Genomic DNA, 12,918 nt, shown 5'->3' with positions numbered 1-12,918 from the left:
TGGGGATCCTGTTCAATCTCCGAAAAAGCCAACTTAAAAACAGGCTATTTTGAAACTAGCATCCTTTATCAGTTTCAATCTAAGACTAAAATCCAAGCTAAATTCAAAAAACTATCTTTTTCCAGGTTAGTAAATTTCATATTGTATGGTTTAATGTTAGAGACCGAGCTAACCCTAAAAACGGGGTTTATTAACTAACCTGCTATATCTTTTAATACGTAAATATGTCATACGCGATTAATTTTGATAAAAGCAAAACTTGGAATAAACATGCTGAACTATCCAGGGAACCGAAATATTGGCCATCTAACTGTATAGTCTTATTTAAGACCTGGCCTGGTATTATTACGAAATGGGATTAAACTGTGGCTTTCTGATAGGTAATGAAGTAATCCTTCTGGTATAAACTGGTTCAAAACAAGGTGAGTTGATGCATTCAAACTTCATTTTTTTTATTCTCCGTGTACTTCATTCACTTTCTTTTACGAAATATTAACAATCAAATTTAATGACTTATAAATCTAATAAAAATTAAAGCATCTAGCGCATCACAGCGCAAACGTTTGACTAGCATAGCTGATCACGATAGGTCGCGGTGTACCTGATACATATTTTATAGATAGTAGCACTTGATCTTTAGAGGGAGACTCAAAAGCCTAAAAAGCTTACTAATATGCAGTTTTCATGCAGTTTTCGAGTGGTATAAGCGAGTATTATTGCTTTAATAAAACCAAGTATTTAAAGCTATGAAAAAGCCTATAATCTACATCGTAAACTCAAGTACTTTCGGCAAACATTTCGATGAGCACTTAACTAAACTAGAATCCTTTTCTACCCTGAGGCACCTTAATGTTCCTGCTGATATAAATGAAGATGAATTAGGAGAGAAACTTGCAGATGCTAATGGCATTATCGCCAGTGTGACGCCTAAATTCAGCAGAGCTACGCTGGCCTACTGCAAAAATCTTGTTCTTTTGACCAGGCATGGCATTGGCTGCGATAACGTGGACCTTGAGGCTGCAAAAGAATTTGGCATTCTAGTATCGCGGGTAAAAGGTTTTGTTGAAAAAGAGGCCGTTGCGGAATACGCTGTTGCCTTGACACTTGCAGCGGGAAGAAAGGTTTTTCAAGGTGCTCATGCCGTTAAAAGCAATAATTGGTCTGCCAGGGCGACTATGATCGGTTTAGAATTAAAGGGTAAAACAATAGGTATCATTGGTATGGGCAATATCGGATCTCGGAGTGCCGAAATCTTTTCGAAAGGCTTCGGCGCTCAGGTCATAGCCTGTGATCCTTATATTGAAAAATCAAAATTTGCCGAATTTAATGCCAGGGAAGTTTCGCTGCAAGAATTAATAAGTCTATCAGATGTGATTTTGTTTCATTGTCCGCTTACTGCCGAAACCAGGCGGATGTTTAAAGTGGCAGAATTTGATCAGATGCGCGCTGACCTTATCCTAGTAAACACCTGCCGTGGGGAGCTATTGGATGAAGATGCGCTATATAATGCATTGAAAGCGCAAAAGATCTGCGCTTATGCAACGGATGTAATTGAAGGTGAACCTATTGGCACAGATCACAGGTTAACAAAATTGGATAACGTGCTCATCACCCCTCACCTTGGGGGATATAGCTGGGAATCGCTAAAGGGTATGGGCCTAACCTGTGTTGAGGATATGATAGCAGTATTTTTCAACAATGCGCTCCCAGGCGAGCTCGCTAATCCAAGTATCGTTGAAAACGGATATAGAATATGGCAATGGTATTAAGCATAGATCTTGGTACAACTAACCTTAAAATTGGGTTAATTGGATCTGATGGAAAGCCAGTTCAATGGCTTTCTGCCCCCTGTCCGGTAAATACAAAACAAGACGGGACCGCTCAACATTCCCCGGAGGAATTAAAGTCGCTGATAACGGGGCTTATCAAGAGGCTCCTGGCATTACCTGCAGCTGGTGAAATTACCCATATCATATCCTCTAGCTACCAATTTGGGCTGATGCTTTTAGATAAAGATCGCAATGCCCTAACTGGACTAACCCTGCTTAGCGATACCCGTGCCCAGCGTACTTTTGAAGCCTTTAAAGCTAAATTTTCTGATTTATCTCTTTATGAAAGGACAGGTTGCCCCCTGATTACCCCTTATGCATTGCCCAGGCTATTTTATTTTCGCGCCAAAGAAGCCCGGGTTTTCAGGAAAGCTAAATATATTTGCGATAGTAAATCTTTTCTTTTCGAATGGCTGACCGGGGCATTTGTTACCGACATCAGTACCGCAGCGGCTAGCCAATGTCTTAAGCTTGAAACATTGGGTTGGGATGATGAGCTTCTTTGCCGCCTGGGTTTACAAAAAGAACAGTTTCCTGCGATCGAGAACGGGATGCATTATAACCTCCCATTACTTGAAGCACATTGCACAGCATTTGGACTGAATAGCAATGTGAAGGTGTTTCTTGGCCTCTATGATGGTGCTGCACTTGGTTATGGTCTCAACGGTTTTAGCCCTAACAGTGCGGTTATCAATCTCGGTACTTCTGCGATGTTACGAATTGTGGGAAAACGCCCTATCTTCGATATTACCGAAGATGAAAGGATCCAACCTTATGCTATAGGGGAAAAACTTTTTTTTAACGGGGGTGCTTTAAACAATGCAGCCCTGACGCTTAACTGGTTAAAGGATAATATCTTTGATAGCGCGCTATCCTATCCCGATCTATCAGGAGCAAATCCAAATCCAGCCCTTATCTGCCTTCCATATCTCAGTGGGGAGCGGGATGTTAAAACAGGGCCTTATGCTTCCGGTGTTTTTTTTGGTCTCAAAAATCATCACTCACGTATCGACCTTTACCGCGCGGTCCTAGAGGGCGTTGCTTATTCAATGAAATATCTTTTAGATGCCCTTTGGGATAAATCTATCAATATCGATAGGTTATATATGGGCGGCGGCGGTGCTCAAATCAAAGCTTGGCCACAGATCTTCGCCAATATCTTAGGGCTGCCAATCATTATCTCTAAGGAAGAACAAATGGCATTGATAGGCAATGCCCTGATTTGTTTTAAAGCAGAAGGCATTGCTGTAGAATCTGCTGTTGGGTTAGGCGCTGGGGAAAATACCCATATGTTCATTCCTGACCTGTCTAAAAGCAGTTACCATAAAAGAACTTATAGTTTTTTTAAAAGTTTGCGCGAGACGCTCGCTCCATTATATCAAAAGCACATGGAACTCTAGATAGCGCCATGTGCTATATTTTAATCTTCCTTCTTAATTGTCGCAAATACTGTAGGTAAACCTGCTGACTTAACCGAAACAACACTCTTACCCTTGTTTAAATTTAAGCTGATGATTGCCCGGCCATTGTATGCCTGAACCTTGCGTGAGCCGGAAGAAGTCCCCCTGTTGTCTATCAGTTTTCCATCGCCGGTTAAACCAAAATCAATCCAGTTAACAGCATCGAGGCATTGTACGCCATCCTTATCAAACAGCTTAACTTCTACTGTTGCCACATCGCCTTGCTGAGCGATTTTCTTCAGTTCCATTTTTACAGGCTTTGTCCATTTTTCGGTCTGGTAATTAAATTTAAGCTCATCCGTAACTGTTTGTTTTCCCTTCCTTGCGATCACTTTAACCGTATTTTCTCCTTTTAGAAAGGGTAAGTTCCAGCGTAAACCTGCAGCAGGATAATCCTGGCTGTTCCGCTTTTTTGTACCATATGATTTACCATTGAGGAAGATTTCGGCCTCCGTACAGTTTGAATAGACCTTTACCATTTTCTCTTCACCTTCATCGCCCCAGCGCACCGGCCAGGTATGGCCATATATATGAACCATCGGCTTGTCTGTCCAGTAAGATTGAAATACATAGTAAGCCTCTTTCTTTGTCAAATCCCTTTCTACCACACCTTTCTGGTTCATGTACGGTATGGGGTTGTCAGGCCGAACAGGCGTTGAGAAATCTTTAAAAGGCCAGTAGGCAGTGCCGCTTAACCAGGGCATGGTTTCCTGTTCCTTTAAATGCCAGTCGATGAGGTTCGTGATATAAGACTCACTCCAGTCGCCATCTTTAGAAATCCTTGCCGCACCACCATAAAGGGATGCATCGCCTGCCCTTTCATCTGTTGCGCCACCGGTTTTAATTTTGCTTAAGGCCTTATCCGGATTTTCTGAATGTCGCAACGCATGACTGTCGCCACCCCATTCTACGTGAAGGAAGCGTTTCACCTTTTTAAATTCATCCGCAGAGGCCTGCTTATAATCGGTATAGGCACCGCGGTACCAGCCCGCCCAAATAGAGGGAGAGTAAACATCTACAAGATCACTGCAAAAATCGCAGCGCCTGATGGCGGTATACCTCGAGGCATCGAGCCTGTGTGATTCATCGTTCAGTTCTTTCATGAAAGTCCTGATTTTCTCTTTATCGAATTCAGGGAAGTCTCCCGGCCAGTCGTTTTCATTCCCTAATCCCCATATCATAATGGAAGGATGGTTGTAATGCTGCTCGATCATGTTTTTAAGCATGGTACGTGCCTGGTTTTTGTAAAGCTCGCCACCTAAGCCACCCCGACACCAGGGAATTTCCTCCCAGACCAGGATACCAAGGCTATCGCAAAGATTAAGTACAATACGCGACTGCTGGTAATGGCCAAGACGGATAAAGTTTACCCCCATATCCTTCATCATGACCATTTCCTGGCGAATGAGGTCTTCTGTCATTGCCGCGGCAAGGCCTGCATGGTCTTCATGGCGGTGCGTACCGCGAAGCAGTAAACGTTTACCATTCAGTTTAAAAGGTCCTTTTTCAACAAAATCGATATGGCGAAAACCTATTTTTTCTTCTCCCTTGTCGCTACTTTCAGCGGAAGTGATTTCATATTGCAATGTATATTGAGCAGGTTTATCTGTTGACCAAAGTATTGGTTTTTTAATCTCTATATCCCACAGTTGCAAATCTTCAGCCGATTCAAATTTTTTAAACGTTTCACTCACCATTTTTCCTTTGGGATCAAGAAGTTTTAGCCGAAAACTACCTCCACCATAATGATTAGGGTTATATAAGCGGGCTTTCACATTCAGTTTACCGAATTTGCCGAGCGAATCAACCTCTGCTTTAGCAAATATTTTATCTACTGACAGTGCCGGTGCATAAACTAAATTCAGGTAACGGTAGATACCGCCGTAAACATTGAAATCAGATAAATCAGAAGGAATCATCTCCAGGTCTCTGCTGTTATCTGTCCGTATTGATACGGGAACTTTTCCTTTAAACTGCTTACTGAAGGCTTCCGTCTTTTTAAAGGCTGCTACAGCGTCAGTGATATCAACCGTCCATTCGTCGTAACCACCGGTATGGCTTCCAACCTTGGTTGTATAAACATATACTTCGGTTTTTTGTCCGGCTCCTTCAAAATGCAGCAATGTCCGGCCTTTCTGGTAAGGGTTTGAAATGGCCAACTGTGTGCGGTACCATGCTGGTCCCTGGTAGTAATTTACATCAGGATCTACAGCATCTTCAGCATTTACACAATGAGGAAGTTTAACCTGCTGCCACAGGGGAACTGCTTCAGGATTGCCCAAACCTACCGGACGAACTGCTTCCCAGATACCACCTAAATCCTGTTTTAAAAATTCCCAGTTATCATTTAACCTAATACTTTGCTGTGCCAGTATATACTGATGAAGAAAGGAGAACAGTAAAAATAGTGTTATTGAAATAGCTTTTGGTTTCATCTTAAGGTATTAAAATAACGAATATAACGAGGACTGTAAAAGCTGAATTAAACAATGCTTGCCAATCATTAATCAATTTTATCAAATAGATATGGGTAGCACATTGGTGTATCAAAGTGCATTTGGTTAATTAGAATCAACAGGAAGGGTCGTTTAGTCCACGATTCAGGTTAATGGCAGCCTGAGAAAGCTTGGCTTGTACTTTGCAATTTGTAGAAAGATATTTTTTATTAAATCAATCTGCAGATCTTAAAGCTTGCTTATACTTATGAAAAGAAAAAATAGAAATCGGAATTGACATTTTGCTAGGTAATAATTAGGTTAAGCAAACGGTTGCGCGGTATTTAGGACCCCGGATACACATTATTAGCGCGCCAGTTTTATTAGATTTATCCCAAAGAGGTTCAGTATTTACTGTTAATTTCAAGCTCAAAGTATAAAATTAAATTCTAATCGAAGCCAATGACATTCTGTTCATTTATATCTACACCTATTTTTAGTACCATAAAAAACACGACTGTTAATTTGGTATTGGGCTTAATTTTTACGCCCGCTTTTATTTCGGCTCAATCTATTATCAAGCAGGAAAAAGCTGTAAAAGAAAATCCAATCGATTCCATTGAGGTGCTCAATGCGAAGAAGGTTAATCATACAACCGTAGCATTATCGATTTCCAACAAAGGGCGCATGTTCATCGATTTTTATGGGGATAATATTTTTCGTCTTTTCCTGGATCCCAAGGGAGGTATGATGCATAATCCTGAAGCTAAACCCTCCGCGAGTATTCTGGTTGAAAATCCCCGAATGCCTATTTCTACTTTAAATTTAAGTGAGGAAAATAACCAACTGTTTCTATCAACGGAGAAGATTACTATTCTTATTGATAAAAAGACCTCGCTTATTAAAGTTATCAACCGCTCTACACAAGCTTTAGCGCTAGAAGCGTTAGCACCTGTTCAATTCGAAAAGGATAAAATAACGCTTAGTTTTAAGGAAAATCCATGGGAATATTTTTATGGTGGCGGCGTACAAAATGGACGTTTTTCACATAAGGGAAAAGCTATCGCAATCGAAAATCAGAATAGCTGGACAGATGGCGGTGTCGCCTCGCCAACGCCATTCTATTGGTCGACAAATGGTTATGGAATACTGTTTAACACTTTTAAAAAAGGAAACTATAATTTTGGTGCCGGGAAAAAAGGATTAGTTAAACTGAGCCACGAAAGCGATTACCTGGATATGTTTTTCATGATAGATGATAAACCAGAAGCATTATTGAACGACTTTTACCAGCTTACAGGAAATCCTGTGCTTTTACCTAAATTTGGTTTCTATGAAGGTCATTTAAACGCTTATAACCGGGACTTTTGGAAAGAAGGTGACAAAGGCGTATTATTTGAGGATGGAAAACACTATAAAGAAAGCCAGAAAGATAATGGCGGAATAAAGGAATCTCTGAATGGTGAGAAAGAAAATTATCAATTTTCTGCACGGGCGGTAATTGACCGTTACCGGAAAAATGACATGCCTTTAGGATGGGTATTGCCCAATGATGGATATGGCGCAGGTTATGGCCAGAGGGAAAGTTTGGATGGGAATATTGAAAACCTAAAGCTTTTTGGTGATTACGCACGAAAAAATGGAGTGGAAATTGGTTTATGGACACAATCGGATCTTCATCCCAAAGCCGGCATCAGCCCATTATTGCAACGAGATATTATCAAAGAAGTCAAGGATGCTGGTGTAAGGGTACTGAAGACAGATGTAGCCTGGGTAGGCGCTGGCTACTCTTTTGGATTGAATGGTGTTACTGATGTCGCACAAATAATGCCTAAGTATGGAAATAATAGCAGGCCTTTTATCATTTCTCTGGACGGCTGGGCGGGAACGCAGCGTTTTGCAGGCCTTTGGTCAGGTGACCAGACTGGCGGTAACTGGGAATATATCCGTTTTCATATCCCGACTTATCTAGGGAGTGGACTGTCAGGCCAACCAAACATCACTTCTGATATGGACGGTATTTTCGGAGGTCTAAACCCCGTCATCAATACCCGGGATTTTCAGTGGAAAACATTCACCCCCATGCAATTAAACATGGATGGTTGGGGAGCAAATGAAAAATACCCCCATGCCATGGGTGAGCCTTATACCTCGATTAACCGAACATATCTAAAACTCAAATCTGAGCTTATCCCTTATACCTACAGTATTGCCAAAGAGGCCGTCCGCGGTTTACCGATGGTGAGGGCGATGTTGTTGGCTTATCCAAATGCATATACCAAGGGGATTTCAACACAGTACCAATTTTTATATGGGCCATCTTTTCTGGTCGCACCTATTTATCAAATAACCCGACCTGATGATAAAGGTAATGATATCCGCAATGGCATCTATCTACCAGAAGGCACCTGGATTGATTACTTCACCGGGGAAAAATATTCGGGCAATTGCATTCTGAACAGTTTCGATGCCCCTTTATGGAAATTGCCTGTTTTTGTAAAGGCTGGTGCCATTATACCAATGGCTAATGAAAATAATAATGTTTCGCAAATTAACAGGGGTAACAGGATTTATCAGTTTTATCCATCTGGAAAAACTTCTTTCACCGAATATGATGACGATGGTACGAGTGAAGCTTACAAACTGGGGCATGGGACATCAACATCAATAGCAAGCGAGCTTAACGAAAAGCACCAGGTCCATCTGATGATCAACCCTACCAAAGGTGATTTTAATGGTTTCATCAAGGAGAAAACAACACAATTAGTGGTTAACCTCACTCAAAAGCCTAAATCCCTTGGCGCACAGATTGGAACTACAAAACTAAAGCTAAGGGAAGTAAGCACAAGGGCTGATTTTTTGGCACAAAGAAATGTGTATTTCTATGATGCCGCGCCCAACCTAAACCGTTTCTCGACAAAAGGAACAGCATTCGAAAAGATTCCTTTTATCAAAAATGCACAGCTGTTCATCAACCTCCAATCTACTGATATCAGCAAAAACCAGGTAAGGGTTGTAATTGAAGGATATAAATTTGAACCTAAAGACAAGCAGCATGTATTGGGAGGTAAACTAACTACTCCTGCGAATGCTTTGATTAGCAAAGAAAATAAAGGTGCTTATACGCTTAAACCGACCTGGAATAAAACCCCAAATGCTGATTTTTACGAAATTGATTTTGGTGGTATGCGTTATACTTCCATTAAGGACACGGCATTGTTATTTGAGGGACTTTTAGCAGAAACTACCTATAGCTTTAAACTTCGGGCAGTCAACAAAGACGGTTATTCAGGCTGGACGACGCTTAATGCCACTACCAAAGCTAACCCCTTGGCTTTCGCTATACAGGGAATTATGGCAAAAAGTTCCGTTGAGAACCAAGGAGGTTTTGGCTTGGAAAAACTATTCGATTTTGATGAAGGAAACCTGTGGCATACAAAATGGGGCTTAAAAGCAATTCCTTTTGATGTGGTGATTGATCTTAAATCTCAAAATCAGCTCGACAAATTCCATTACCTGCCTCGCAAGGGAAAAGGAAATGGAACGCTGCTAAAAGGGCAAGTATTCTATAGCGAGAATAAAGTAACCTGGACATCGGCAGGTACTTTTGAATGGGAAAATAACGATGAGACCAAAATATTTAATTTTCCGATGCACCCTACTGCCAGTTATCTAAAAATTACCGCACTGGAAGGTGTTAATAGCTTTGGATCGGGTAGGGAACTATATGTATTTAAAGTCCCAGGTACAGAAAGTTTTCTCTCTGGAGATATCAATAATGACCATATAATCGATCAGAATGATTTGACTTCCTATATCAATTACACCGGACTCAGGAAGGGTGATGCAGATTTTGAAGGGTATATCGTCGCTGGGGACATTAATAAGAATAACCTTATAGATGCCTACGACATTTCCGTAGTATCGACACAATTAGAAGGAGCTGTGAATGACGAAAAAATTGAGACTCTGGCCGGCAATATACAGATCAGCACTATTAAACAGACATACAACAAAGATGAAATTATCGAAGTTAAAGTAAAAGGTCTGGGATTAAAGGCCGTAAATGCCTTAAGTTTCGCCATACCTTACGATGTATCTGCATATGATTACCTCGGCCTTCAACCACTAAACTTAAACCGTATGGAGAACCTCACAAATGACCGCTTGCACACTAGCGGGGATAAAGTATTATACCCAACCTTTGTAAATCTAGGCCAAAAAGAAACGTTGAACGGAACCGAGGATCTTTTTATCTTAAAATTCAGGGCTAAAAGGAAATTACAGTTTAACCTTAAAGCTCAAAAAGGTCTTCTAGTTGATAAAAACCTTAATAGTATTCAGTTTTAGTCAGACAGCCTAACAGCATAATTACTATTTTCCCTTATTTTATTGAATCTATGTTTACAAATTTATGTAAATGGCAAAATTACGATGTAAACCAGAGTCCCTCTCGACGTATACGAATAACTTTAATTTCGCATACAAATTTTATGCGAACAAAAAGCTTGGCTCGGATGGAGTGAAGCTTCCGAATGAAAGATAGCTCCTTCTGCTGGGCTCGTATCAATATTTTCCGTTTAGCTCAAGTCTTAGTAATTGTTAATACTATGATAATTTGAATTGCAACGCTCTCCTTTGCTACTTGTCTGTAACACCTGCACTTCAACTAATTTTTAGTTCTTTTTGTGTGCAAATTTTGTGCAAATAGCAAATACCTATGGTACATATTAGCTTACTTAAATAGTAAGTTGAAATCTCCAATCTAAAAAGAAAAAATGCGCTAAAATTAGGTTTAAAAGCACCCTGATTTCGTATGAGAATAACTTTAATTTCGTGTGCAAATCCGTGCAAATAAAAAGCCTCACACGGACGGAATGGGGATAACTGACTTAAGACCAGCTCATTATACAGGGATCGAACCAGCAACCCTCTGGTTAACAGCTTCCCAAGTATGGCACCTGCACTAACTATATTTCCCCCCTTGTGATATTGCTGCATGCTTTCCAGGTGAAAGGGCCGCACTTTGGCTCTTCTGCTTTTCGCTTCGGGGTCAGTATAATCTATTGCGGTTATCAACTATTGATTCATTTTTTTTGTAGGGTTAAATTATCTATCGCCTGCTTTTGTTCGAGGATTCAATATTATAAAAATTAAGCGGCATCTGCTGAAGATCTGTTGTGCTCAGGCTTTGATTTTTTGTATCAGGTTGATTGCCCTGCCCCATTTCTGATAGACCTGGATTGGCTTTGGATAAGCTTTGATCTTGAATTCCCAGGGAATCAGCACTTCAACGTTACTAGCCTTCCTGAGCTCCGGGATCCATTCCCTTATGAAATCCTGCGCTCTGTATTTATTGGACTGGTGGACGGGGTTGGTGTAGTAAATTTCAAAAGCCTGCATGTGCCAGTTCATCCAGTTGGAAGTGACGTCATAATCAATAAGCCGGGATTCAAATAGGCCGCGCCCCAGCGCCAGTCTATTTTTAGGTCTTGGGTCAGGTAACTCGCGCAGTTTACCCTTCCCCTATTGCTCATGTAGCCCGTCTGGTTCAGCTGGCGCATATGGGCATCAATAAAAGGGATACCTGTGGTGCCAGCCTTCCAGCGGTCAAAAAGTATGGTATCATTTTCCCAGTGGACAGGTCTATTTTTAAATCCTTTACCTGCGAAAATTTTATTGCCAAAGCGCATAGCTTTAAAGGTGAAATAATCCCGCCAGACCAGCTCGAAGATAATCCACCAGGTGCTTTGGTTTTTTTTGATCTCCTGCTCGTATGATTTGACCCTTTGATATATCATCCTTGGCGAGATACAGCCCAGAGCCAGGTAGGGTGAGAATTTGGAGCTGTAATCCAGGCCGCGAGACTGGTTGCGGCTCCAGCGGTAAGAGGTAAGCAGTTCGGATTGACGGGTATAATATTCAAGTCTCTTCAATGCCTGGATTTCCCCACCCGGTACCAGTGGAGCTAATTTTTTGTATTCCTTTTTATCAAAGCCATAGATACTGCAGTCGGGGAATTTAGTGCTTTTAACGCCTTTCAGGCCTTTTAACTTTTTTGGGGCATCAAAAACTTCGCGGGCTTTGGCCTTTTGCCCCAGGGGTATCCTGAATGCTTTGCTGGTCAGCGGGATTTTGGGGATTTTGAACGGCAGGTCATCTTTGTGGTACAGCGTTTTGCCCCAGGTAAAATGAAAATTGATTTTAGGTAGCCGCTGTTTAAGCTTTTTGATCAGCGACAGTTCTTCGCTGGCATATTCTACTTCGGCATAGATATCGGTGATTTCGTGAGTGGCAATTAGTCGGGGCAGGATTTCCAATGCAGAATTTTCGCCGATAATGAGGTGCCCGCCCAATTTTTTGAGCTGGTTTTGCAGATCTAGCAAGGATTGTTCAAGAAACTTAAGCCTAATCGCATCCATTTTAACAAAACCGTAATCCAGCGCTTTGAAATTGGCGCTTTCCATGCAATAGCAAAAGATAAGATCTTTGCATTCCTGGTGTGCTGTGATCAGTGTTTCATTATCGTGCAGCCTCAGGTCATTTTTAAACCAAACGAGTCCCCTTTTTGCCATGTAATACTTATTTCGGTAATGAAAGTCTTTCTATCAAAGCAAATGTATTTAATCATTTATCGGACATCCAGAAATTTAAACATTCCCGGCTGGAAAAAGTTCTTCCATAACAAGGTAAAGTGTATGAGCAAAAGGTATTCATCAAAGCTGCATTTGCTGAGGAAAATCCCTTATGTAAACTTCTTCCGCTCCCAATAGGTAGCCAATTTCTAGTACGCAGTTCCATTCGCTACCAGTATCATCCTTGAAAATGCTGGTAAAAAATTTCGGGTTAAAACCTTTTTCAATCAGGGCTGCACGATTCAACCTGATGAAGGTATTCTCTTCCAAGGGCTTCGGACAGTGGCTTTTGAGCAGTTGATAGTTGTGGCGAATGATCCTTAATATCTCCGGGGTATTTTCATGTTCTGTGATGCGATCTGCTTTTCTTTTATCGCGGTTGAAGTTATTCCGGCAGCCATCATTACAGAAACGCTGATCGCTCCGGCCGTGCAGGACTTTTCCGCAGTAGCTGCAATTTTTCTGTTTAAGGGACTCTTCCGACATAAAACTAAGTTACTATAAATCTGGTAAATAAACGATTTTACCGGGTAAATTCTTCCGGGATCGGATAACACTA

Annotated in this window: 5 protein-coding genes and 1 pseudogene; 3 read left to right on the top strand and 3 right to left on the bottom strand. The window is 41.2% G+C overall.

The genetic code is table 11. The annotated features are described in order from the left end of the window. Positions 1–746 precede the first annotated feature (746 nt). Positions 747–1,769 carry an NAD(P)-dependent oxidoreductase gene (locus R2R71_RS13215; protein ID WP_316831744.1) on the top strand — a complete coding sequence of 341 codons (1,023 nt, stop codon included), beginning with the start codon at positions 747–749 and terminating at the stop codon, positions 1,767–1,769. Next, positions 1,754–3,229, top strand: a complete 1,476-nt coding sequence (locus tag R2R71_RS13210) for a gluconokinase (RefSeq protein WP_316831743.1) — start codon at positions 1,754–1,756, stop codon at positions 3,227–3,229. The genes R2R71_RS13215 and R2R71_RS13210 overlap by 16 nt, the downstream gene beginning before the upstream one ends. Before the next feature lie 20 nt (positions 3,230–3,249). Here the strand turns inward: R2R71_RS13210 and R2R71_RS13205 are convergent, their stop codons facing one another. Further along, positions 3,250–5,724 (bottom strand): glycoside hydrolase family 2 TIM barrel-domain containing protein, encoded by a 2,475-nt coding sequence (locus R2R71_RS13205; RefSeq protein WP_316831742.1) that lies wholly within the window; start codon positions 5,722–5,724, stop codon positions 3,250–3,252. A gap of 462 nt (positions 5,725–6,186) precedes the next feature. Between R2R71_RS13205 and R2R71_RS13200 the strand changes: the two genes are divergently transcribed. Then, on the top strand, positions 6,187–10,074 hold the full coding sequence (locus R2R71_RS13200; RefSeq protein WP_316831741.1) for a TIM-barrel domain-containing protein: 3,888 nt from the start codon (positions 6,187–6,189) through the stop codon (positions 10,072–10,074). Between the two features lie 834 nt (positions 10,075–10,908). Here the strand turns inward: R2R71_RS13200 and R2R71_RS13195 are convergent. Both R2R71_RS13195 and R2R71_RS13190 read right to left on the bottom strand, forming a co-directional pair. Then, positions 10,909–12,299 (bottom strand): annotated as a pseudogene (locus R2R71_RS13195) (DASH family cryptochrome). Positions 12,300–12,440: 141 nt separating this feature from the next. After that, a complete protein-coding gene (locus R2R71_RS13190; RefSeq protein WP_316831740.1) occupies positions 12,441–12,845 on the bottom strand; it encodes a hypothetical protein in 405 nt (134 codons plus the stop codon). Positions 12,846–12,918: the final 73 nt, after the last annotated feature.

The sequence above is a fragment of the Pedobacter aquatilis genome, from assembly GCF_032678405.1.
Lineage (GTDB): Bacteria > Bacteroidota > Bacteroidia > Sphingobacteriales > Sphingobacteriaceae > Pedobacter > Pedobacter aquatilis_A.
Note: the sequence above shows the minus strand (reverse complement) of the source record. Positions and strands in the feature narration are given on the sequence as shown.